Raw genomic sequence first — 23,535 nt, 5'->3', positions numbered from 1 at the left:
CTCACGGAAAGAAACTGGGGTTAAACACCCCGTTTATTGCCCCAAAGGAGCACATGAAGTTGTGGCAAAATACGCGGCGTGAACCACCCTTCCGCCGTTGTTTTATCCACCAGCCAAAGCAGCCTATCAAGCGTGTCTTGGGTTTCGACCGGTATTTCGGGGTCAACCTCGGGGTTACCCGGCTGAAGGTAAAGCGGCAGCTGCGCATAACGGTCTGCAACCTCTTTTGCCCAATCATAATCAGTTTCGTCAAAGATGACGATTTTCAAAACGACCTCTGGCGCCTCTCCAGCAGCTGCAAGACAGGCATCAAATGCATCCCAATCAACGGTTTCACCGCTTGAGGGAGGTTTGGGAGACAGAACAAGTGTGTTCAACTCTGCAAACCACGGCTTTGCAATTGATCCTTGGGTCTCGCAGGCAAACCGGTATCCAGCCGTTTGCCCCAACGCAATAACAGGCGCAAAATCCTGAATGGCCGGATTGCCCCCGCTAATTGAAACAGTCAGCGGTCGATCACCGGACAGATCTAGAACCTGTTGCCAGACGTCTGCGGCCTGCATTGGGGTCCAGGTGTGCCGAAAGGCACTATCAACAGCGTGCAAACTGTCGCACCAGCTGCAGCGATAATCACACCCGCCCGCGCGTACAAAAACTGTCGGCTCTCCGATCAAAGCACCTTCGCCTTGAATCGTTGGCCCAAAGATCTCGGCAATGCGGAGCGTCATGGACGATATTCAGCCCAGATTTTGGGTGTTTCAGAAATCCGTACAGATGTCACCTCTTCCCAACGCTCACGGCACCAATCGTAAAAATGCTTAGCTAATACCTCTGAGGTAGGCATTTCCAGAACATCATTCAGATGACGATGGTCGAAATTTTCATCGATATAGGCCTTTAAAAGATCTAAATCACGATATTCCCGCACAAAACCATGCTCATCCAAAGTTGCAGAAGCCAATTCAACAACAACAACATAGTTGTGCCCATGCACCCGTGTACAAGGGTGACCATCTTGTAGCGTGGTCAAACGATGGGAGGCCGAGAATTGGAACTCTTTGGTGATCCGATACATTATATGGTCTCCTCAGTGGCTGTGACGCCCGTTGCATTTCGCCAGAAATCCGGGTCTTCGTAGATTGTTGGGTCTGTTAAACCCGCCAGATGAAAGGCCTCTCTGCGTTCAACACAAGTGCCACAACGACCACAGTGATCTTCCCCACCTTTGTAGCAAGACCAGGTCTCCGCAAACGGTGTGTTCACTTTTGCGCCCTCAACAGCGATGTCAGCCTTAGAGCGGTGCACGAAAGGTGTATAAAGTTTCACCTCAGCGTACCCATCAAGTGCTGCCTGCTGCATCGTATTGAAAGCTTCGGTAAAGGCCGGGCGACAATCGGGGTAAATGAAATGATCGCCGCCATGCACAGCCGTTGCAACAGCATCATCGCCGTTTGCAGCAGCAACCCCAAACGCCACAGACAACATGATCGCATTCCGATTGGGAACAACTGTGACTTTCATCGTCTCTTCGGCATAATGCCCATCAGGCACGTCGATATCGTCAGTCAAAGCTGACCCCGTCAGCGAAGCGCCAATGCCGCGCATGTCAATGATGTCATGGGGCACACCTAAACGTTTTGCAGCCAAAGCAGCAAAATCCAGCTCTTTGCGATGTCGTTGACCATAGTCGAAAGAGACCAGCCGCGTCAGCTCATGCTGTTCAGCGACCATATAAGCGAGAGAGACCGAATCCATCCCGCCCGAGCAGATTACAATTGTTTTCATCATTTTACCCTTGTTTTGATGACCGGGTAGGCTGCGACCGGTTCGGTGGCCTATACCGCTCTCTCTGGGTAAAAATCAAGAGCTGCGTTACTTACAGCTGATCCGTATCTGCCAATGCCACAGATTTAACAATCGCATAACACGGAGAACCTTCTTGTAAGTTCAACGCCTGTAAAGAGCGCAATGTAAGCCGTGCAAGAATAACACCCGCTGCAGTTTGCACCGCAACCGTCGCGCCACAATTTATGTCTTGGTGAACCTGCTTGATGGTCCCGGCAATGATATTCAACGCCGATAGACCAGTCGGGTGCTCAGTCGACAGGATCACATCCTGTGCAGCGATTCTGACACAAACAGGGCTCCCGACGGCAATACCCAAACGCGGAAGCAAGAGGCTTTCACCCGCACTTCCAAGCTCAGTCAATCCATCCGCATGATGCGTTTCCACCCGCATTTGCAGAACCGCGCCCGCATGCTTATCGCCGTATTGCAAAAGTGCCGGGTTTTGCAGCACATCCTTCGTCGGGGCACAGGTCACAACACGGCCTTCGGCGAGAACAACAACCGTGGTCGCAAGTCGGGCAATCTCAGCCAGAGAATGGCTAACATACAAAATCGGCGTATCTACCTCATCACGAAGCCTTTCAAAATAAGGTAAAATTTCTGCTTTTCGTTCACTATCCAACGCTGCAAGAGGTTCATCTGCAAGAATAAGTTTCGGGGCCGCCAAGAGTGCCCGACCAATAGCAACGCGCTGTTTTTCTCCTCCTGACAGAGCCGCAACCCGCCGTGCGAGCAAGGTGCCAAGCCCGAGCATCTCGACGATACGGTCAAAGTTTGGCTGGTTTCTGTGACGGGAAAACCAACGCCCATAGGATAAATTCGCCTTTACCGTCAGATGCGGGAAAAGACGTGCGTCTTGAAAGATATAACCGATCTCTCTGCGGTGTGGCGGCACCCAAAGTTTAAGGTCGGTATCGCAAAGCACCTGCCCAGAAACCGAAATACGAGCACCAGTCGGACGCATCAAACCCGCAACCGCATTCACAATGGATGTTTTCCCCGCCCCTGAGGGTCCAAATAGAGCTGTCACACCCTTGGGCGTTGAAAATTCGACATCTAAAGGCAAGCGCGCAAGCTGATGACGCAACCTTACATCCAACATGAGTCAGGCTCCCAACCGACGACGTGCCTGACGCGCAAGTATCTCAGACAGCAAGAGCGCAGACAGGGCGAGCACAATAGAGATCATGACCAGCCAAGTGGCTTTATTTTCTTGTCCCGGCACTTGCAGCGCTGCGTAAATCGCAGTGGGGATGGTCTGCGTCTGCCCAGGAATATTGGCGGCGAATGTGATTGTGGCACCAAATTCCCCCAAGGCTTTGGCAAACGCCAGAATAGCACCTGTTAAAATACCCGGGATCATCAAAGGCAATGTCACCGTTGCAAAGACCCAAATAGGAGAGGCCCCTAAAGTCTGGGCGGCCTGTTCCAGCTTTGGATCGATTGCCTCAAACCCTAGACGAAGGGCGCGCACCATCAAAGGAAAGGCCATAACAGCAGCTGCCAGCGCTGCTCCCGTCCAGCGGAATACAAAGACAATGCCCAATTCCTGCAAAGCTGCACCGACAAAACCCTGACGACCAAATATCAACAGCAGCAGATAACCAGTGACAACCGGCGGCAGGACAAGGGGCAGATGTACGACCCCATTTAATATCGTTTTGCCACGAAACTCCCAACGGGCAAGGGCAAAAGCCGTCAACAGACCAACTGGCAAGATTGCCACTGTTGCCCAGCATGCAACCTTGAGCGACAAAAAAACGGCCTGCCATTCCAATGGCCCCAGAACGTCTATCATGGCTTTGTGACCGATTTTAAGTCAACAAACCCATGTGCCTTAAAAATCGATTGGGCAGGTTTAGATTGAAGGTAGTGCAAAAATTCAAGCGCCGCCTCGGATGGATGCACGCCCAACGCAGCTGCAGGGTAACGGATCGCCGTATGACTATTTTCTGGAAAAAGACCGACCAAAGCAACATGATCACTGGCACGCAGATCACTGGAATAGACTATTCCAAATCGCGCCTCTCCCAATGATACAAGCGCTAATGCGCTGCGTACATTGTCCAACTGTACAAGCTGTGTTTCCAACGCAGCCCAAAGACCAAAGGCATTCAACGCCTGTTTAGCATATTGTCCAGCAGGCACAGCTTCGACCAAGCCAACCGCAATTTTATCTGCTTTTTCGATTAGGTCAAAATGCCCAACTCCAAGATCAATGTCCCCGCGAAGGGTCAGATCGGAAGTCACCAAGGCGAGCCTGTTCGCAGCAATCTCTACTCGAGACGAGCGAGCTACAAGGCCCTCAATTTCGAGGTAATCCATCCATTTAGCATTGGCCGAGATAAACACATCTGCCGGAGCACCAAATAGAATTTGCCGCGCGAGTACAGAAGACCCTGCAAAGGACAGTATTATTCGGTGATCTGTTGCCTCTTCATAGGTGGCCACAATCTCATCCAAAGCACCTTTCAGACTGGCCGCCGCAAAAACTGTGGATGTTTGCGCGCGTGCTGATGTGCCAAGTATCAGTAGAGCTGAGATCAGCACAGAACATAACGTATGCTTCAACCAGAACTGATCTTTTGAATCTGACCGCACGCCTGCCACCTGTCTACTGTCCAGCTATAACAGTGACTGTCTCACGAGAGAGGTTCAAGACGCAAAAGCCGCTAATCCGCATACTACGCGGCCATTTTAAAGGCCCTAAAAGAGCATAACATCGCCTGCAGGTTCTGCGGGTTTTGGTGCTGGGGCCGGGCGAACCGCCGCTGCTTGCTCCATATCTGCCAAACTCTGATCATTTTGCACACGCGTTTGTTGCGCACTGCCAGAAGTCGGATCAAAACGAACCCGGCGCGCTGACGTTCCTCCAACGCTTGATGAAATGCAGGGAATGCCCTCGTCACGTAAAAAGCTTTGAATAAACGCCGTGTTTTTCGCACCGATATCAGCCAGGTTCACTGACATCTTTGCACCACCAAATACTTTGGCCTTTAGATTGCGTCGCTCAGCACCCTGCTTCATCACACCGTTGATCAGCAATTCCATCGCATGAACACCATATCTGGCATTCGCACCGCCACCATTGCCGCCATGAGCCAAAAGAAAATGATTCATTCCGCCCACACCATTTTTTTCATCATAGATACAGGCTGCAATACAAGACCCTAGAACTGTCGAAAAATACTCACCGGTATTTTTCGATACGCGATAATCTCCCTGAAGGACCGTCACGTTTTTCTTATTCGTAAAAGCAGAACTCATCTCGGACTCCCTGTGACTGGTTAAGATTGGCTGGCCTGAAGTAGTGCCTTTGACATTCTTGTAAGTGATACTTGCTTTTGTGCAGCACCTGTTTCCCACGCAACGCGCGGCATGCCATAAACGACTGAGCTTTGCTCATCTTGCGCGAAAGTTGTCGCGCCGGCTTTGCGCAGGTCCAAAAGTCCGCGTGCACCATCTTGGCCCATCCCAGTCAAAATCGCCGCGACGACATCTTTTGCAACCGGCAAGCAAGCCGAGAACAACGCATCCACAGACGGCAGATGCCCAGAAATTGGTGGTCCGTCCTTCATACGCGTACGCAAAGGTTTACGAGGCGACACACCCATATGCCGCTTTTGACCCGCAGCAATCACAATACGCCCGGGTTCAAGCGACAGGTTATCATCTGCAGCGACCACTTTTGCCGGGCAGATACGGTCCAAAAGAGACACAAGCCCTGGCCCAAAACTGCTGCCGGTGTGCTGAACGATCAGCGTGGGTGGGCACTGCGCGGGGAAACCTCCTAACACGGTGCGGAGAGCTTCAACGCCACCTGTCGATGAACCGATCAAAATAATTTTACCTGAATAGCCAGCCGATGCCCGTGGAGCAGGAGCCGCACGTGCTGGAGCAGCAGCACGTTGTGCCAGCGCATTTCTACGCGGCGCTTTAACCATCATGTCGAAGTATTGCAGAAAGTCCCGCGGCGGATCCGCTTTGGTCAATTCAAAAATACCTGCCCCAACGTTCAGCAAGGGGGATACACTTTGCCCCGGCGCTGAGTTCACTGAATCCATTACAGAGACCCAACGCACATCTAGCGCCGAGAACAAAGCCAACATCATTTCAAACTCGGGCAGTTTCGTGAAACCATCCTCAACAAACGCAAATGTTGGTTGCCCGGCTTCAGCTTGATTATAAGCCATCATAAGATTGTTCGCCAACATAACCTGCATTCCAGGACGAGCGGACTGCATATGGCTCTGAAGTGAGCGCGCAAAATTACGATCGGTTGTGATAATAAGTACAGAAGATGATGGCAAGGAAACACCTGTGGTCTTTGCCGGCAAAGCTGCCGATCGTTTCGAATCCCGGTTCAAACAGCCGCACAAAGCGACGCAAGAATAGAGCTAAACGAAAAACCTTCCCAAATTCTTTCCATGCAAATTGTCATCGTTGAAACAGCGTAATTTAGTCGTGTTTCAAATCATCTCCCCCCCCGGGCAGCCCATTTATCTCACGATATAAATGGCTTATATGCAGGAAGTATGGGGCATCGACGCGTTGCAGAAAGTACAAGCGAACCGATGACCATGCCAATTCCACTACGTTTAATGGGAATCACATCAACAAACTCAACTCTCTAATTCATACTTGAAGCGCCTAACGGCGCTTTAGAGTGTCACCAAAGTCGATAGTCGGCGTCAACGTGATATGCTTTTCAATAGTGTCTTGATTGTCATTCAATTGGCTGGCGATAAGCTCCGCCGCTTTCCGGCCAATTTCCTGTCGACACGCATCCATGGTTGCAAGGCGCCTTGGCAATCCATCAAGCAACTCAACGCCGTTAAATCCCGCCAAACCGATCTGGCCAGGAATATCGACCCCTTGCTCCATCAGATAGAGCAATCCACCGGCACCGATCATATCATTGGAATAATACAGAAAATCAAGATCAGGCGATCTCTCCAGCATGTCTTTGGTCATCTCGCGCCCTTTTGCCAGGGCAGACCCGCCGGAATAAAATGCACGATCCTCGATCTCTACACCTTCTTTTGCAAGACCTTCTGTCAGCCCTTCAAAGCGCTTACGCGCCCGGTGATCGAGTGGCATTTTTGTGCCCATGAAGCCAATATGGCGATAGCCTGCCTTCAAAATGGCTTTGGCCATTTCCCGCCCAGCGCGTCGATGTGAAATACCGACCATCGCATCTACAGGCTTACCATCCGTATCCATGATCTCCACGACAGGAATACCAGATGCATTCAGCATCGCACGTGCTGCATCTGTATGTTCAAGCCCCGCGATGATGACACCAGATGGGCGCCATGAGAGCATCTCATAAAGGACTTTTTCTTCCTTTTCAGGTTGGTAATCCGTGACCCCGACAACAGGCTGCAGCTCTGTATTTTCCAACACCCGATTGATGCCGGTCATAACCTCTGGAAACACCATATTGGATAATGATGGAATAATCACAGCAACTAGATTGACGCGGCTAGAGGCCAGTGCACCAGCAATCTTGTTTGGCACGTACCCCAGTTCTTTGGCAGCGATCAACACCTTTTGCCGTGTCTTTTCAGACACATCGCCCCGATTGCGTAACACGCGGCTGACGGTCATCTCTGAAACCCCAGTGGCTTCTGAAACATCACGAAGGGTAAGCGGTCGATGGCTGTCAGATGTCACAGGTGGTGCGCCTTTTAATTGCTGCATATCCCTAGGTTAAACAGAGCATCAGCAGGATACAATGGGGCCAATACCGCCCCTGTCTAACCTAAGGCGCTAACAGTGTCTTATCGGTTAATAGACCACCCTATTGCGCGGCAACACCTGACAGGCCTGCCATCTCTAACAGACAAGTGGCCACATCCTTCACACCCTCTCGTGCTTTTAGATTGGTGAAATAGAATGGACGCCCCTGTCGGCCTTGAGTCGCGTCCCGCTGCATCACATCAAGCGAGGCACCCACGTGTGGAGCAAGGTCGATTTTATTGATGACCAATATATCCGAACGCGTCAGGGCAGGGCCACCCTTGCGCGGGATTTCTTCGCCCGCAGCAACATCAATGACATATACAGTCAAATCAGCAAGCTCTGGGCTAAACGTGGCCGAGAGATTGTCCCCCCCGCTTTCAATCAAAACAATCTCAAGATCCGCATGACGGTTCTGCAACTCTGCAATCGCCGCAAGATTGATTGAGGCATCTTCACGGATAGCAGTATGCGGGCAGCCCCCAGTTTCCACACCAATGACACGGTCCTGCGGCAAGATTTGCATACGCATCAACGCTTCTGCATCTTCCTGTGTGTAGATGTCATTTGTAATGACCCCGATCGAATAGCGATCTTTCAACAGCTCTGAGAGCCGCGCTGTCAGGGTGGTTTTTCCTGCCCCAACCGGCCCGCCGATACCAACCCGCAAGGGGCCATTCAATTTTGTCATGTTTGGAAAATCCTTGGTTGCAGCATTTCATGACGCATCGCTGCGATATCAGATAAAAACGCAATGGAGGACAGATCGTCAATCCCAATCTCTGAGGTTGCTTGTGCAACGTTTGGACAATCTGCTGTCAGTTCTGCCAGAACAGCCTGCGCTGCGGTCTGGCCAATCGGCATCAGGCGCTGTGCTGCAGATACCAAATTGCTGAGCATCGCTTGCAAATAGAGCGCACAGACACTTTCCACGCACAGATCGACCGCACGCGCCGCATAGCCCAGCGCCACGGGTAGCTGCGATTGCGGTATCTCTAGATTCCACACTGACGAGACAATTTGCGCAAAGGCATGCCCCTGCCGCGTGCTTTCCTTTAGCCGTTCTGCCGAAGGTGCAAAGGCCCGTGCCTCGCTCTCTAAATCAAGTAAAGCGTCTATGTTGTCACATGCATAGGCCAAACGGATCCAGATGGCATCATTGCGACCCGTTCCTGACCACAAGACATCTTTTAGCCAGTCGCGCAGACTCTCTTGATCAGACACCCAACCGGAATAGATCGCCTGCTCTAATCCATGTGAATACGCGAATGCGCCAACCGGGAAGGCTGGCGACAGCCACTGCGTCACGATAAGCAGACGCGCATCAATGGGCATGAGGCGCATGGGCAGAATGGCCATGTTCGTGTGAATGAGTCCGCCCATGACCATAAGCCCCCCCTTCTGGCACAAAAGGCTCATGGGCTTCTGCGATCTCGGCCTCTAAATGCTCCAACATATGACGAATGACCGGATCATTCTGTATCACCAATCGTGTGACTTCGATCTGACAAGGCGTATGACGGTTTCCGATATGCCAGGCCAGCTGCGGTAAATTCGCTCCCGTAATCACCAGAACATTTTCACGCGCGGCTTTAATCTGCACAAGTCTACCATCTGACAATTCAAGCACATCATCATGATTGAGCGAGGTTGCCTTTTCTAGATCAATAACAAACGCGGTACCCGTATCCGTTTGCAGCCTTTTACGTCGGAGAAACCGCCCCTCATACGAGAGCGTTACGGTATCCTGTACCGTTGCTGTATCGCCTTGATACAAATGCTGTGCTAAAGGTAGGTCAGTCATATCAGATCTCTAGAATAGGAAATAACGCTGTGCCATTGGCAATTCTGCAGCGGGCTGGCAGGTCAATAATTCGCCATCGGCACGCACTTCATAGGTTTCTGGATCAACCTCAACCTTAGGAGTTGCCGTGTTCAGCTTGAGATCCTTTTTGCCAATATCGCGGGTGTGACGTACTGCAAGCGTTTGTTTGGCCAGCCCCAGTTGATTGGCAATTCCCTCTGCCTGGGCTGCTGCAGACACAAAGGTCACAGCAGAATGTTCAACCGACCGCCCATAAGCCCCCCACATGGGGCGGGAGTAAACCGGTTGCGGCGTCGGAATAGAGGCATTGGGATCCCCCATTTGCGCCATTGCAATGGTTCCACCCAGCAAGACCATCTCGGGCTTGATCCCAAAGAAAGCAGGATTCCACAGCACAAGGTCGGCGCGCTTGCCTTCCTCAATCGAGCCAATTTCATGTGAAATGCCATGCGCAATTGCCGGGTTAATCGTATATTTGGCGACATAGCGACGGACGCGAAAATTGTCATTGTCGCCGGTCTCTTCAGCGAGGCGACCGCGCTGTTTTTTCATCTTATCCGCGGTCTGCCAGGTCCGGATCAACACTTCCCCAACGCGGCCCATCGCCTGGCTGTCAGATGCAATAATACTGAAAGCGCCCATATCGTGCAGAATGTCTTCTGCCGCAATCGTCTCGCGCCGAATGCGGCTTTCGGCAAAGGCCACATCCTCGGGGATGGATTTATCCAGATGGTGACACACCATCAACATATCCAGATGTTCTTCGATGGTATTCACCGTGAACGGGCGGGTTGGATTGGTAGATGAGGGCAGAACATAGTCTTCACCACAAATCTTGATGATATCCGGCGCATGCCCCCCGCCTGCACCTTCGGTATGAAACGCATGGATCGTGCGTCCCTTCATCGCTCCCACTGTATGCTCAACAAACCCACTTTCGTTCAGCGTATCAGTGTGGATCATGACTTGAACATCCATGGCATCGGCAACCCCCAGACAGCAATCAATTGCAGCTGGAGTAGTTCCCCAATCTTCATGCAGCTTCAGCGCACAAGCCCCCCCCTTGATCTGCTCTTCCAGCGCGCCAGGCAGGCTCGCGTTGCCCTTACCTGCAAAGGCGAGGTTCATAGGGAAAGCATCTGCGGCCTGCATCATACGGCCAAGGTGCCAGGCACCGGGAGTACAGGTGGTGGCCAAGGTCCCATGGGCTGGCCCGGTGCCTCCACCCAGCATTGTGGTCAGGCCAGAATGAAGCGCATCCTCAATCTGTTGCGGGCAGATAAAATGGATATGGCTGTCAAATCCCCCTGCGGTTAAGATCCGCCCTTCCCCTGCAATTACTTCGGTGCCGGGACCAACGATAATATCTACATTTGGTTGCGTATCTGGATTCCCCGCCTTGCCAATTTTGTGAATACGCCCGTCTTTCAAGCCTACGTCAGCCTTAACAATACCAGTATAATCCACAATCAATGCATTAGTGATCACCGTATCGACAGCGCCATCTGCACGCGTGGTCTGAGCCTGCCCCATCCCATCGCGGATTACTTTGCCGCCACCAAACTTTACCTCTTCGCCGTATGGTCCGGTCAGGTCCTTTTCGACTTCGACGATCAGATCTGTGTCTGCAAGACGCACTTTATCGCCCACAGTGGGGCCAAACATCGCTGCATAGTCAGAACGCTTTATATCCACTGCCATGATCAAAGATCCCCCATCACAGATTGATTAAACCCAAAAACACGCCGGGCGCCTGAAATCGGGATCAACTGCACCTCGCGACGTTGTCCAGGTTCGAACCGCACCGCTGTCCCGGCAGCGATATCAAGCCGCAACCCATAGGCTGCCTCACGATCAAAATCGAGCGCAGGATTGGTTTCTGCGAAATGATAATGACTGCCCACCTGCACCGGACGATCTCCGGTATTGGCAACCATTAACGTCATCGCTGTGCTGTCTGCATTCAGCGTCAGTGTTCCAGCAGCTGGCATAATCTCTCCCGGTATCATGCGCGCTCCTCCTTATCCGAAAGAGATTTACGTCTGAACCAGACAGCACCGGCCAGAACTGCGAGACCACAGACCACGATGCCCCATGTGGCGTCCCCATGCGTGTGACCATGTGCAGCAGGATGCGCATAAAGAGGAGAACCAAGTACAACCAAAAGCGGGAAAAGATATTTCATCGTATCGCTCCTTTAACGAATTGGATTGTGGACAGTGACCAATTTGGTTCCATCAGGAAACGTGGCCTCAACCTGAACGTCGTGGATCATCTCAGGAACCCCTTCCATACATTGCGCCCGTGTCACGACCTGTGCACCAGCTTCCATCATATCCGCAACGGATCGACCATCACGTGCACCTTCAACGACAGCATCAGTGATCAAAGCAATTGCTTCTGGATGATTCAGCTTTACACCACGCGCCAAACGCTTCCGCGCCACCTCTGCCGCCATTGCAACAAGCAGCTTGTCTTTCTCTCTTGGGGTCAGGTTCATATTCAAAGTCTCCAGGACGTTGGAAGACGATCACTGCTGAGGCGATCCAAAATAGGCAGCAACATCTTCCGCAATTCAAAACTATCAGACGCCAAAAGGCGTCCCACAAGAAGGTCAGCAGATTTCAAACTGACCCCGCTGGTATCATTTAACATCTGCCGCAGAACCGGCAGATGCGCTTCGGCATCAGGCGCGATATAGACAAGACTGGCCATGGCTTTTGCCCCCTGCGCAACAGCTCGTCTTGCCAACTGTGCTGTAGCGTCCCCAGTCATATCCAAACCATCGCGATAAACCGGGCGGCCCGCTCGTGTGATAGAAACCCGATCGCGAAAAGAAAGTTCAGTTATTGTCTCGCCCATCGCAGTTCGGCCAAACACAACAGGTTCAATCATAAGAACGCGTGCATCCTCTTCCAACCGGATCGCCAAGCTGCGTTGAAGCGCTGCACCCTGAAACAGAATGAGTTCCTGCGGCAACCAATTCAGCTCCGCACCGGACTGCACCCGAAGATTGGTTGTGACGCGCGCAACACCCGACTGGGCGCGATAAGCGCGTTCTGCTGCCTGTGTCGTCAATGACAAGGCGCTGTTGGTTCCGGCGCAGGCTTCAATATCAAGCTGATCTCCGCCGGTCAGCCCACCAGACGTGTTGATCAGAATCGCTTGAACCTCCTCTGTGCGTGGGAACAGCGCTTTCATCGCACCCGAAGTGCGAAACCCATCCAACCCACTGCGTTGGGCAACCTGCTTTGTTGAAAGGAAAAGCGTGCCCTTCGTGCGAGGAATCTCCTCAGAAACAGAGGCTTCGGTCTTTTCGGCCAGTGTAAAGATATCGTAAATCTCCCAATCACGCACTGCCACATCTTTGACCAAACTTGGCTAGAAGTGACCCCAGAACAGCAAAAATGATGTATTCCCACATAGCTTCGCACAAAAAATAGGCAAATCGCCTTTCAGCTGCCTGTAAATCAACCAGACAACCGAAAAACTACGAAGTTACAATTGCAACAGTTGAAAGGTTACGCTGGCACGACCTTCATGAAGCCGTCTGATCAGCTACGGCTTGGTCAGAGGATCACGGGTGTGTGACGGTCTAACGAATTGGACCTCGAAGTGACCGCCACACGAAATGCAACAAACGTTGCGGAGTCATAGCTATGTGCTTGCGACCTCTCACGCAATCCCAGGGCGACTCCGTGGGGAGTGAAAATGATGAAATTTGCAAAAACCATGACCAGCGCAGCCGCACTTGCAGTGGTTGCTTCTGCTGCCGCAGCGGCAGATTGCCCAGTTAAGGTTGGCGTTCTCCACTCATTGTCAGGCACGATGGCAATTTCTGAAACCACATTAAAAGACACCATGCTGATGCTGGTTGATCAACAAAACGCAAAGGGCGGTGTTCTGGGATGCCAGATCGAGCCCGTTGTTGTAGATCCCGCATCTGACTGGCCATTGTTTGCGGAAAAAGCACGCGAGCTTTTGACGACGCACGAAGTTGACGTGATCTTTGGAAACTGGACATCCGTTTCGCGCAAATCTGTTTTGCCAGTGATCGAAGAGCTGAACGGCCTGCTGTTCTACCCTGTGCAATATGAGGGCGAAGAAAGCTCCAAAAACGTCTTCTACACAGGCGCTGCCCCCAACCAGCAAGCCATTCCTGCGGTTGACTATTTCCTAGAAGAATTGGGTGTCGAGAAATTCGCGCTGCTGGGGACCGACTATGTATACCCTCGCACCACCAACAATATTCTTGAGCAATACCTGCAAGACAATGGTATCGCAAAAGACGACATCTTTGTGAACTACACGCCATTTGGTCACTCTGACTGGGCGACCATCGTGGCAGATGTTGTAGCTTTGGGCGAAGATGGTAAATCCGTTGGTGTGATCTCTACCATCAATGGAGATGCAAACATCGGCTTCTACAAAGAGCTGGCTGCAGCTGGTATTTCTGCGGATGATATTCCCGTGGTTGCCTTCTCAGTTGGTGAAGAAGAACTCTCTGGTCTGGACACCACCAACCTTGTCGGCCATCTGGCAGCCTGGAACTATTTCCAATCAGCTGAAACCGACGTGAATGCTGATTTCATTGATGCCTGGAAAGAATACGCCGGTACAGAGCGTGTGACCAACGACCCAATGGAAGCACATTATATCGGTTTCAACATGTGGGTGAACGCCGCCGAAGCCGCAGGCAGCACCGATGTGGACGCGGTACGCACTGCGATGTATGGTCAAGAATTCCCCAACCTGACTGGCGGTACAGCAGTTATGCTGCCAAACCACCACCTCGCCAAGCCAGTTCTGATTGGTGAAATTCAGGACGACGGCCAGTTTGATATCATCTCGCAAACTTCCGAAGTTGCGGGTGACGCATGGACTGATTTCCTGCCTGCTTCTGCGGTTTTGAAATCAGACTGGAAAGATCTTGGTTGTGGCATGTTCAACACCGAAACAAACAGCTGTGTTCAGATCAAATCTAACTACTGATCTATAATACATCCTCCTGCTAAGGCGCATCGCGCGCCTTGGCGCTCCCTTTTTGGACGATCTCCCTCATGATGCGGATACTACTTTTGGTGCTGGCAAGCCTTTGCCTGCCATTCCTTGCGCACGCAGATAGCTTACAGCCGATATTGCAAGACCATCAGAAGGTGATTGCAAAACCTTCACGGAAGACGGTGGCACCTGCCCTTGAAGCCCTTGTGGCATCTGGTCTGCCTTCAATCCCCGAGTTTCTGCAAACTTGGCAGGACAAAGGCGTTTATACCCGCAAATCTGATGGGTTTTTCTTTTACGGTTCAAAATCAGATGGCGCCATCCAATTCATTGATATCGACACGGGCGCTGCGCTGACCAACGTAGATGAGAAGGCATTTAAACAAATCAAACCAAACGGCGGCGTGCGTAAAGCCATCGCAGCAGCCCTCGTGCCTTTTGGGCTCAGCGATCCTAATCTGAACCGTCGGCGTGACGCGGTACAGGCGATCGCGCAAAATATGACTGCCGCACAGCTGCCCCAGCTACGCGCTTCAATTGATGGAGAGACCGACCCCGCGTTAAGAGCACGCAAAGTCCAACTGTCAAACTATCTGGCTGCGCGTTTTGACCAAAATCCACTAGATCGCATTGCTGCAATCAACGCAATGGCGCGCGATCTCAGTGTCGAGGGTCGCGCGGTTTTGTCGCAAATTCTGGAAACCGAGCTTGTCGTGTCAGAGACACTGCCAAGCACAAACGTCGCCAAACGCCTTGCGGTCGGTACGGACCTTTCTTCTGAAGAGGCGTATGCCCTCCTTGTCACCCATCAAGGTCTTCCGGCACAACTTCGCCCAAACGACATACGCTTGGCGCTTGAGGCGCATATCGAAAACGCCCAAGTCGGTGGTGTTCCAATACACAACCTGAATGAAACCGAAAAACGTCTCAACGCTTATGACCGCCTTGCTGAGAATAATCTGGTTCCCCCCCGTATCACCGACACAGACATTACAACAGCGCTTCAAACCTACGGCCTGTATCAAGTCTACATAGAACCCAACGCTGAGATTACTGAGGCTGCAAAAGCCGCACAAACTTCAGTACAGACACGTGTTGGCGTGAACCAGTTTTTTGATCTGAGCCTTGATGCAATCTCGCTCGCCTCCATTTACTTTCTTGCAGCTGTGGGGCTTGCGATCACCTTTGGCGTGATGGGCGTAATTAACATGGCCCATGGCGAATTTATCATGATGGGCGCATATACAGGCTATGTGGTTCAGCAAATCGTGCCCGACTACACGATTGCCCTTATGATTGCCTTCCCACTCGCGTTTTTCGTAACCTTTGGTGCTGGCGTCGCGATGGAACGGCTGGTGATCCGTTGGTTGTACAATCGCCCCTTAGAGACCTTGCTAGCCACCTTTGGTGTCTCGATCGCCCTGCAACAGTTGGCCAAAAACATCTTTGGCACCCAAGCGCGTCCGCTGACCTCTCCCGCCTGGCTGGATGGGGCGTGGATTATCAACGATGTGGTCCAGATCAGCTATATCCGTATTGCAATTTTCGTGCTTGCGCTCCTGTTCCTTGGGCTTTTGCTCTTCATCCTCAATAAAACGCGCCTAGGGTTAGAGGTACGCGCAGTCACACAAAATCCACGTATGGCGGCTTCCATGGGGATCAACCCGGATCGGATTAAGATGATGACCTTTGGCCTTGGTTCAGGCATCGCTGGCATTGCAGGTGTGGCGATAGGTCTCTTCGCCAAAGTTACTTCAGAAATGGGATCTGATTATATCGTACAAAGTTTCATGACAGTTGTGGTCGGCGGTGTCGGCAATGTCTGGGGAACGTTGGCCGGAGCCGTGATGATCGGCACCTTCCAAAAAGGTGTCGAATGGCTCAACCCTTCCAACACGCTGGCGGCCCAAACCTACATGATCCTCTTCATCATTCTATTCATCCAGTTTCGGCCCAAGGGCATCATCGCCCTCAAAGGGCGCGCAGCGGGGGATTAAGACATGCAAAAAAGCTTTATTGCACAAAACCCATCCGTGCTCTGGTTCCTCGCCAGTCTTGGACTGTTCACATTAATCGTCACGATCCTGTCTGAGGCGACAGGTGTTGGACTGATCTCAACCTCTTTTGTGAAAACACTGGGCAAAGTGCTGTGCCTTTGCCTAATTGCCATCGCGATGGATGTGATCTGGGGCTATTGTGGTATACTATCCTTGGGACACTTCGCCTTTTTCGGCATCGGTGGCTATGCGGTCGGCATGTGGTTGATGTATGAACGCACCGAAAACATCGTTCTGCAAAGCTTGGCCGAACGCAGCATTCCTCCCACTCCAGATGAAGTCACCGAAGCCATTGCAACACAGATTTTTGGCGTGGTCGGCTCTTCTGAGTTTCCTGCGATCTGGGCGTTTTCTCACAGCTTAACACTACAATTGTTCATGGTTATACTGGTTCCCGGCATCTTAGCACTCGTTTTTGGCTGGCTTGCGTTCCGCTCACGGGTCGCAGGGGTTTATCTGTCTATACTGACACAGGCTATGACATTGGCACTGTCCTTGTACCTGTTCCAAAACGCCAGTGGATTGCGTGGCAACAATGGCCTTTCAGGACTACAAAACATTCCCGGCTATGAAGCCGTTCCACAATCCGTTATCTCTATCGCGTTCTTTTGGGCCTCTGCCATGGCCCTCGCACTGGGATATGTTCTTTTTGCACGCGTCCTGACCGGGAAAATGGGAAGCGTCATCCGGGCAATCCGCGATGATGAAGCCCGTGTCCGGTTTCTTGGCTATCACGTCGAAAGCTATAAGCTGTTTGTCTTTACACTTACAGCAGTCGTCTCTGGCATTGCTGGCGCGCTTTACTATCCACAGGCTGGGATCATCAACCCGGCCGAAATCGCGCCGATTGCATCAATCTATCTCGCTGTCTGGGTCGCCATTGGGGGGCGCGGGCGCCTTTATGGTGCGGTCATTGGCACCGCTTTTGTGTCGCTGCTCTCGAGCTGGTTCACCGGCGGCGGCGCACCCAATGTAAACCTTAGCTTTTACACCATCCAATGGACAGAGTGGTGGCTGGTTTTGCTAGGCGTCTCATTTGTCGCCGTAACATTGTTCTTCCCCGGCGGCATAGGGGCACTCTTTGACCGTTTCAAAAAGGAAAGATCATGAGCACTCTACTAGAGCTTTCAGGTGTATCGGTCTCCTTTGACGGATTTAAGGCAATCAACAATCTCGCCTTTCAAATTGGAGAACCAGAAATGCGCGCCATTATCGGCCCCAATGGCGCGGGCAAAACCACATTCATGGACATCATCACCGGCAAAACAAAACCCGACGAAGGCCGCGTGATCTGGGGTGAGAAAAACATCAACCTGATCGGCAAATCCGAAAGCCATATCGCACGCGAAGGGATTGGGCGTAAATTTCAAAAACCCACGGTATTTGAAGCCCAAACCGTGCGTGAAAACCTCGCAATGGCACTCAAGAATCCACGCGGACCTTTTGACGTATTATTTTACAAGAAATCCGCAAATGGTGCGGCCCGGATTGAAGCACTGGCTGAGCAGATCAATCTCACAGAACAGCTACCCCGGATCGCAGGTGAGTTGAGCCACGGGCAGAAACAATGGCTAGAGATCGGGATGCTTCTGGCACAAGATCCGCGCCTATTGCTGGTCGATGAACCAGCGGCGGGCATGTCTCCATTTGAGCGAGAGAAAACAACCGAGATTCTGGTTGAGGCTGCAAAGACCCGTGCGGTTGTCGTTGTGGAACATGATATGGAATTTGTACGGCGCCTGAATTGTAAGGTCACCGTGCTGCATGAAGGATCGGTTCTGGCCGAAGGGTCACTCGATCATGTCACACAAAACCCTGAAGTCATTGATGTTTATCTAGGGCGGTAATCTATGCTGACGATTGAAAACCTGACCCTTCACTATGGGCATTCTCAGATCCTTTATGATGTCTCACTCAAAGCAGAGCTTGGAAAGGTGACTTGCCTGATGGGCACCAACGGCGTTGGGAAAACCAGCCTCTTAAAAGCAATTTCTGGCACGCATCCGCGCTCTGGCGGTTCAATGCTTCTGGGCAATAAAGAGATTGCCAAAACCACCTCGGCCCATGCTTTGGCGCGCCTTGGCGTCGGTTATGTGCCGCAAGGGCGTGATGTATTTCCTTTGATGACAGTGCGTGAAAATCTGGAAACCGGTTACGCCTGCTTGCCCCGCACAGAACGCAACGTCCCCGATGAAATTTACGAATTGTTCCCAGTGCTCCACGACATGCGCAACCGCAGGGGTGGAGACCTGTCAGGCGGGCAGCAACAGCAGCTTGCGATTGCGCGTGCTTTGGTTACACGACCAAAACTGTTGCTGCTGGATGAACCCACTGAGGGCATTCAGCCCAATATTATCAAACACATTGGTGACGTCATTCGCTACCTGCGGGATCGTGGTGATATGGCCATTGTTCTGGTCGAGCAGTTTTTTGATTTCGCACATGATCTGGGCGATTCTTTCGTCGCGCTCAATCAAGGGAAGGTCATCGTAAATGCGGCAGCAGGTAAGATCAGCCGCGATGCGCTGCTGAACAGCGTATCGATCTAGCTGTCAAAACAAAGGCTCCACCGTTTTTACGGTGGAGCCTGAACAGTCCAGACTTATATATCCAAATTAGTATTTGGACTCTTCGTCATCATCGTCACCACCACCCGATGGCAAGTTAAAGAAGCTATCTGCATCGATAATCTCCTCTTCAGCCTCAGGTTTTTCAGGTGCATCACCCAAAGTGAAAGTCTCCAGACCTTCGATACCCGTTGGGATCTTAGGCTCTGCTTCCATCTCAAGAGATTGTTCGGTTGAAACCAGTTTACGACGCTCGTCATCGCTCATGACGCCGCCTTCTGCTGCTTTTGCAGCCGCAGCTTTTTGCACGATCGCGTCCAGTTCTGACTGTTTACACAGGCCCAGCGCCACCGGATCGATAGGCTGCATGTTTGCGATGTTCCAGTGCGTCCGCTCGCGAATCGACTGGATGGTTGGTTTAGTGGTACCGACCAGCTTTGCGATTTGCGCATCTGACAGTTCTGGGTGGAATTTCACCAGCCACAGGATCGAGTTCGGACGGTCCTGACGTTTTGACAGTGGCGTATAGCGCGGTCCACGACGCTTTTCTTCGCCTGCAGCAGCTGGATTGAACTTCAACCGCAGCTTATGCAAAGGGCTGTTTTGCGCCTTTTCGATCTCGTCATGGGTCAACTGATTGTTCGCAATCGGATCGTAACCCTTTACGCCCGCAGCCACATCGCCATCCGCGATACCTTGAATTTCCAGCTCATGCATACCGACAAAATCGGCGATCTGTTTGAAGCTGATGGTGGTATTGTCCACCAGCCACACGGCTGTCGCTTTGGCCATCAACGGTTTCGCCATGCGCTCATCTCCTTAAACATATATCCAAACCCCAAATACAACTTCCTTGTCGCCTGGAAAAAGGCTGCCCCGCATTTGGGGTTGGTTTCCGTTGTCGGGGAACTTGGTTTCTATATAGTCCCCCCTGACCCATAAGGAAAGAGGCCAATGCGCAGCTTAATTGTTTCCCTGATCACCAGTATTTCCCTGCTCACCCAGCCTCTTCTGGCAGAGGGTGAACGCGCCGGGGAGTTTGACTATTATGTTCTTGCTCTCAGTTGGTCGCCAAACTGGTGTGCGGTCGAAGGTGATGCGCGCGACTCGGAACAGTGCGAACCACAGCACGACTATGGCTGGATCTTGCATGGCCTCTGGCCCCAGTTCCACCGGGGTTGGCCCAGCTATTGCCGCACTGTCGAGACCCCGCCCCGCCGTGAACAAACAGCCGCCATGCGCGATATTATGGGAACCTCCGGCCTTGCTTGGCATCAGTGGAAGAAACATGGAACCTGTTCCGGCTTGTCTTCTGCAGCCTATTTCGATCTATCGCGACAGGCTTTCGACGCCGTGCAAAAGCCCGCAATCTTCCGGAAACTTGACAAAGCTGTAAAGCTTCCCGCAAGTCTGGTTGAAGAAGCCTTTCTGAAAGACAATCCTTTGCTGTCAAAAGACAGCCTGACGATCACCTGCCGTCAAGGATACATACAAGAAGCACGTGTCTGCCTGTCACGCAGCCTTGACCCGGTTCCTTGTGGGCGCGACGTCATTAAAGACTGCACCTTAGATGACGCGTTATTTGAACCTTTGCGCTAAAAACAACTTAAAGTTGACAATCTGCGTCGCAAACCACCCAAGGGACCCCACGAGACATCACGTTTCCATCAAACCGGCGAAATTTGCAGGCTTCTACGCCCAAGATCGCCCGTTTTATGGTAAATTTCCTTAGGGCCGCCTGAGGCCAGCTCTCACTAGCCTCTGACGCGGTCCACATGTTGGACAGCACAAGGAGATATTGATGGGACAAACAATTGGCAATCCGCTTTCCTGGCTGGCGCAGAATGTTGGCGGTGCAGGCACACACTTGGGTGAATCGATCGAACAGGTAAAATCGCCTACCAATGACATTCCGCAAATCAGGCGTCTGGCGATGCAGGATCTTGTTCAAGTATTGAAACTGGGTCTGCAAGATTTTGCATCCTGCCGCAGTGATGCAATGTTTCTGGTCTTTTTCTATCCATTGATTGGTATTGCGCTGATCATGTCAGCCATGGCCGAGCAACTATTTCCGTTAATGGTGCCTATGATACTCGGGTTTGCCATAATCGGCCCCGTCGCCGCCTTGGGCCTTTATGAAATGTCCGCACGGCGCGAGGCAGGGTTTAAACCACGGTGGAGCGACGCCTTCAGCGTCTTGCGCTCAACTGCCTTTCTCCCAATCCTGATCTTAAGCCTGTTTCTTGCCGCTCTCTTTATCACATGGCTGGTCGCTGCTAATTTAATATACATCCACACATTGGGACCTGATCAACCAGAGAATATGCGTAGCTTCCTGACAGAGGTCTTTACCTCCCGTTCCGGCCACATCATGGCGCTCAGCGGGATGTTTGTTGGTGCTCTTTTTGCGGTCACAGCTTTTGCGGTCAGCTTTATCTCATTCCCAATGTTACTGGATCGTCGAGCCGGGTTGCCAGTCGCAGTCGTAACATCACTACGGGCTGTCAGGCTAAATTTCAAAATCACAATGATCTGGGGAGTCATCATTGGAGCCAGCCTCGCTCTGGCTGCGATCCCCTTCTTTGTGGGCATGATCATCGTGGTGCCTGTTCTAGGCCATGCTACATGGCACCTGTACCGCCGCGCAGTTGTCTGACCAGAACACGTAACAAGAAAAAGCCGGAGGTTTTTGATGCCTCCGGCTTTCTCACATACGATCCTTCAACACACTCAGATTTTCAGAACGATTTTGCCGATATGCTGTGAACTTTCCATGCGGGCGTGTGCAGCAGCCGCATCAGCAAGATCAAAGCATTGATCCATAACAGGTGCAATGCGCCCACTTTCCAACAAAGGCCAGACCTCTCTTAGCAAATCCTGTGCGATCTCAGCTTTTGCGAGATCACTTTGAGGCCGCAGCGTGGATCCTGTGAGGGTCAATCTGCGGGTCATCACATGAACAAAGTTAAGCTCAACTTTGGGACCCGCAAGAAAAGCGATCTGCACCAATCTGCCATCATCAGCCAAACATTTCAGATTGCGCGGGATATAATCGCCACCGACCATATCCAAAATGACATCAGCGCCCCCTTCAGCCTTTAACTCAGCCACAAAATCTTGTGTGCGGTAATTGATAGCACGCTCGGCGCCCAATGTGGTGCATGCCGCGCATTTGTCATCCGATCCAGCCGTTGCAAAGACCCGTGCGCCCCGTGCATGCGCCAATTGGATCGCCGTTGTTCCAATGCCAGAAGATCCGCCATGCACCAGAAAGCGCTCGCCTGCTTTCAGACGCCCCCGCCCAAAAACATTGGACCAAACCGTAAAAAACGTCTCAGGGAGACAGGCCGCCTGCTGCAAATTCAATCCAGCAGGAACCGGTAGACAGTGCGCAGCTGGTGTCGCCACATATTCGGCATAGCCGCCGCCAGGCAATAGGGCACAGACCTGATCCCCCGGTTTCAGACCTTCTACCCCAGCTCCAACAGCGACCACTTCGCCAGAAGCTTCCAAACCGGGAAGATCACTTGCTCCCTTCGGGGGGGCGTAAGACCCAGCACGTTGCAATGCATCTGGGCGATTCACCCCTGCATAAGCCACTTTAAGAACAACCTCACCAACGTCAGGGCTGGGGCGTGGGCGCTCCACCATTTTTAGAACGTCAGGGCCACCCGGCTCCGATATCTCAACTGCTCGCATCACTTGAACCATTCCTCTTCCCTTTTTATCCCTGCGTGCGGCCGGGCAAATCATCGCGTGTTTCCGGCTTACGGATCTGCGCGGCCAACCAGTTTGGAGCAGCCATAAGAGGTTTCAGCAAAGGATTCTTCTGCAGCTGGGCTTTGACCTTTTCAAACCCCATGACGTTATCAATGCGTCGGTCCAAAAATTCCCATGTGGCATGATGATCCGAACTGTCATCCCCCAACCAAAACAGAACGGTCGTCGAATATACTGCAGAAAGCGTCGCGCGTTTACTGTACCAATTGGCGTCCTCTGATGTATCTCCGAGCGCATTCCAAATCGCGTCACAGGTGCCCCAAATCAACGCAGCCCCTTCGCTTGCGTGATGAGGCAAAGCAAATAGCGTGGTCCCACGCCGAACTGCTTCTTTGTCGTCAGCCGCTTCTAATCTAAGACGGACTGCCAACGCGACTTTGTCACGAAAGCGCAAATCATCTTTGTTCGCCTCAGCAAGGGCTGCCAACATCTTTTGGTCTCCTGCTTTGTGATATGCGATCGCCAGATCCAAAGCGCCACGCGGGCATATGGCCTTGGCTAAACTGCCATCTATATCACAATCACGCAGCGCAGCCTGAAACGTTGCATCACTCCAGCCATCAAAAGCGACATGCATCAACGCAGCATCCAACAACTCTGCCAGAGCCCGATTGTGTGTGTCTGTCACCTGCTCTGTCATGTGTCCTGCCTCTCTCATGCTGCAAATCCAATCTTCCTCAGTACTAGACAAAAACATGGCTCCTTGCTATATGCC

27 protein-coding genes are annotated in these 23,535 nt (G+C 52.0%); 7 read left to right on the top strand and 20 right to left on the bottom strand.

What is annotated here, in order from left to right; all coding sequences use genetic code 11:
- Positions 1 to 20 precede the first annotated feature (20 nt).
- The 17 genes from queE to BLP79_RS00260 all read right to left on the bottom strand — a co-directional run bounded on the left by queE (position 21) and on the right by BLP79_RS00260 (position 12,772).
- Positions 21 to 728: a 7-carboxy-7-deazaguanine synthase QueE gene (queE, locus tag BLP79_RS00340; RefSeq protein WP_090214569.1), complete on the bottom strand. Its 708-nt coding sequence runs from the start codon at positions 726 to 728 to the stop codon at positions 21 to 23.
- A complete protein-coding gene (gene queD / locus BLP79_RS00335; protein WP_090214566.1) occupies positions 725 to 1,075 on the bottom strand; it encodes a 6-carboxytetrahydropterin synthase QueD in 351 nt (116 codons plus the stop codon). The genes queE and queD overlap by 4 nt, the downstream gene beginning before the upstream one ends.
- The gene (gene queC / locus BLP79_RS00330; RefSeq protein ID WP_090214562.1) at positions 1,075 to 1,785 is read right to left on the bottom strand and encodes a 7-cyano-7-deazaguanine synthase QueC; all 711 of its coding nucleotides are present in this window, start codon (positions 1,783 to 1,785) and stop codon (positions 1,075 to 1,077) included. The genes queD and queC overlap by 1 nt, the downstream gene beginning before the upstream one ends.
- 91 nt (positions 1,786 to 1,876) lie before the next feature.
- Positions 1,877 to 2,950, bottom strand: coding sequence for a molybdenum ABC transporter ATP-binding protein (gene modC / locus BLP79_RS00325; RefSeq protein ID WP_090214560.1), 1,074 nt, complete (start codon positions 2,948 to 2,950; stop codon positions 1,877 to 1,879).
- A 3-nt stretch (positions 2,951 to 2,953) separates the two neighbouring features.
- Positions 2,954 to 3,646: a molybdate ABC transporter permease subunit gene (gene modB, locus BLP79_RS00320; RefSeq protein WP_170830432.1), complete on the bottom strand. Its 693-nt coding sequence runs from the start codon at positions 3,644 to 3,646 to the stop codon at positions 2,954 to 2,956.
- Positions 3,643 to 4,449 (bottom strand): molybdate ABC transporter substrate-binding protein, encoded by an 807-nt coding sequence (modA, locus tag BLP79_RS00315; protein WP_232716351.1) that lies wholly within the window; start codon positions 4,447 to 4,449, stop codon positions 3,643 to 3,645. The genes modB and modA overlap by 4 nt, the downstream gene beginning before the upstream one ends.
- A gap of 105 nt (positions 4,450 to 4,554) precedes the next feature.
- Positions 4,555 to 5,115, bottom strand: a complete 561-nt coding sequence (locus BLP79_RS00310) for a chemotaxis protein CheD (protein WP_090214557.1) — start codon at positions 5,113 to 5,115, stop codon at positions 4,555 to 4,557.
- A gap of 20 nt (positions 5,116 to 5,135) precedes the next feature.
- On the bottom strand, positions 5,136 to 6,092 hold the full coding sequence (locus tag BLP79_RS00305) for a CheB methylesterase domain-containing protein (protein WP_090214556.1): 957 nt from the start codon (positions 6,090 to 6,092) through the stop codon (positions 5,136 to 5,138).
- A 406-nt stretch (positions 6,093 to 6,498) separates the two neighbouring features.
- Positions 6,499 to 7,524, bottom strand: coding sequence for a LacI family DNA-binding transcriptional regulator (locus BLP79_RS00300; protein WP_090215601.1), 1,026 nt, complete (start codon positions 7,522 to 7,524; stop codon positions 6,499 to 6,501).
- Positions 7,525 to 7,651: 127 nt separating this feature from the next.
- Positions 7,652 to 8,281, bottom strand: a complete 630-nt coding sequence (gene ureG / locus BLP79_RS00295; protein ID WP_090214552.1) for an urease accessory protein UreG — start codon at positions 8,279 to 8,281, stop codon at positions 7,652 to 7,654.
- Positions 8,278 to 8,973 (bottom strand): urease accessory protein UreF, encoded by a 696-nt coding sequence (locus tag BLP79_RS00290; RefSeq protein ID WP_232716355.1) that lies wholly within the window; start codon positions 8,971 to 8,973, stop codon positions 8,278 to 8,280. The genes ureG and BLP79_RS00290 overlap by 4 nt, the downstream gene beginning before the upstream one ends.
- A complete protein-coding gene (locus tag BLP79_RS00285; RefSeq protein WP_090214547.1) occupies positions 8,915 to 9,394 on the bottom strand; it encodes an urease accessory protein UreE in 480 nt (159 codons plus the stop codon). Before BLP79_RS00285 ends, BLP79_RS00290 begins: the two co-directional genes overlap by 59 nt.
- A gap of 9 nt (positions 9,395 to 9,403) precedes the next feature.
- A complete protein-coding gene (gene ureC / locus BLP79_RS00280) occupies positions 9,404 to 11,116 on the bottom strand; it encodes an urease subunit alpha (protein ID WP_090214544.1) in 1,713 nt (570 codons plus the stop codon).
- Between the two features lie 2 nt (positions 11,117 to 11,118).
- Positions 11,119 to 11,424, bottom strand: coding sequence for an urease subunit beta (locus BLP79_RS00275; RefSeq protein ID WP_090214542.1), 306 nt, complete (start codon positions 11,422 to 11,424; stop codon positions 11,119 to 11,121).
- Positions 11,421 to 11,600: a hypothetical protein gene (locus BLP79_RS00270; protein ID WP_090214539.1), complete on the bottom strand. Its 180-nt coding sequence runs from the start codon at positions 11,598 to 11,600 to the stop codon at positions 11,421 to 11,423. The genes BLP79_RS00275 and BLP79_RS00270 overlap by 4 nt, the downstream gene beginning before the upstream one ends.
- A gap of 12 nt (positions 11,601 to 11,612) precedes the next feature.
- Positions 11,613 to 11,915 carry an urease subunit gamma gene (locus BLP79_RS00265; protein WP_090214537.1) on the bottom strand — a complete coding sequence of 101 codons (303 nt, stop codon included), beginning with the start codon at positions 11,913 to 11,915 and terminating at the stop codon, positions 11,613 to 11,615.
- A gap of 2 nt (positions 11,916 to 11,917) precedes the next feature.
- On the bottom strand, positions 11,918 to 12,772 hold the full coding sequence (locus tag BLP79_RS00260; RefSeq protein ID WP_232716357.1) for an urease accessory protein UreD: 855 nt from the start codon (positions 12,770 to 12,772) through the stop codon (positions 11,918 to 11,920).
- Positions 12,773 to 13,129: 357 nt separating this feature from the next.
- On the opposite strand from BLP79_RS00260, the gene urtA reads away from it, so the two are divergent.
- The 5 genes from urtA to urtE all read left to right on the top strand — a co-directional run bounded on the left by urtA (position 13,130) and on the right by urtE (position 19,022).
- Complete coding sequence (urtA, locus tag BLP79_RS00255; protein ID WP_090215596.1) at positions 13,130 to 14,407, top strand: urea ABC transporter substrate-binding protein; 1,278 nt, start codon at positions 13,130 to 13,132, stop codon at positions 14,405 to 14,407.
- A gap of 68 nt (positions 14,408 to 14,475) precedes the next feature.
- On the top strand, positions 14,476 to 16,413 hold the full coding sequence (urtB, locus tag BLP79_RS00250) for an urea ABC transporter permease subunit UrtB (protein ID WP_090214532.1): 1,938 nt from the start codon (positions 14,476 to 14,478) through the stop codon (positions 16,411 to 16,413).
- A 3-nt stretch (positions 16,414 to 16,416) separates the two neighbouring features.
- On the top strand, positions 16,417 to 17,583 hold the full coding sequence (gene urtC, locus BLP79_RS00245; protein WP_090214530.1) for an urea ABC transporter permease subunit UrtC: 1,167 nt from the start codon (positions 16,417 to 16,419) through the stop codon (positions 17,581 to 17,583).
- Positions 17,580 to 18,320: an urea ABC transporter ATP-binding protein UrtD gene (gene urtD / locus BLP79_RS00240; RefSeq protein WP_090214527.1), complete on the top strand. Its 741-nt coding sequence runs from the start codon at positions 17,580 to 17,582 to the stop codon at positions 18,318 to 18,320. The genes urtC and urtD overlap by 4 nt, the downstream gene beginning before the upstream one ends.
- 3 nt (positions 18,321 to 18,323) lie before the next feature.
- Positions 18,324 to 19,022 (top strand): urea ABC transporter ATP-binding subunit UrtE, encoded by a 699-nt coding sequence (gene urtE / locus BLP79_RS00235; RefSeq protein ID WP_090214525.1) that lies wholly within the window; start codon positions 18,324 to 18,326, stop codon positions 19,020 to 19,022.
- Positions 19,023 to 19,088: 66 nt separating this feature from the next.
- On the opposite strand, the gene BLP79_RS00230 is transcribed toward urtE, so the two are convergent.
- A complete protein-coding gene (locus tag BLP79_RS00230; RefSeq protein WP_090214522.1) occupies positions 19,089 to 19,847 on the bottom strand; it encodes a DUF1013 domain-containing protein in 759 nt (252 codons plus the stop codon).
- Positions 19,848 to 19,994: 147 nt separating this feature from the next.
- Here BLP79_RS00230 and BLP79_RS00225 point away from each other — a divergent pair, with 147 nt between their 5' ends.
- Both BLP79_RS00225 and BLP79_RS00220 read left to right on the top strand, forming a co-directional pair.
- Positions 19,995 to 20,639, top strand: a complete 645-nt coding sequence (locus BLP79_RS00225) for a ribonuclease T2 family protein (protein WP_090214519.1) — start codon at positions 19,995 to 19,997, stop codon at positions 20,637 to 20,639.
- Positions 20,640 to 20,841: 202 nt separating this feature from the next.
- Entirely contained in the window at positions 20,842 to 21,696 is an 855-nt protein-coding gene (locus BLP79_RS00220) for a DUF2189 domain-containing protein (protein ID WP_090214516.1), read from the top strand.
- 74 nt (positions 21,697 to 21,770) lie between these two features.
- Here BLP79_RS00220 and BLP79_RS00215 read toward each other — a convergent pair whose 3' ends face one another.
- On the bottom strand, positions 21,771 to 22,751 hold the full coding sequence (locus BLP79_RS00215) for an NAD(P)H-quinone oxidoreductase (protein ID WP_090214514.1): 981 nt from the start codon (positions 22,749 to 22,751) through the stop codon (positions 21,771 to 21,773).
- 13 nt (positions 22,752 to 22,764) lie between these two features.
- Positions 22,765 to 23,460 carry a COQ9 family protein gene (locus BLP79_RS00210; RefSeq protein ID WP_170830431.1) on the bottom strand — a complete coding sequence of 232 codons (696 nt, stop codon included), beginning with the start codon at positions 23,458 to 23,460 and terminating at the stop codon, positions 22,765 to 22,767.
- Positions 23,461 to 23,535: the final 75 nt, after the last annotated feature.

Origin of the sequence: Epibacterium ulvae, from assembly GCF_900102795.1 — a bacterium.
GTDB lineage: Bacteria > Pseudomonadota > Alphaproteobacteria > Rhodobacterales > Rhodobacteraceae > Epibacterium > Epibacterium ulvae.
The sequence above is the reverse complement of the archived record's forward strand: the minus strand, read 5'-3'. Positions and strand labels throughout refer to the sequence as shown.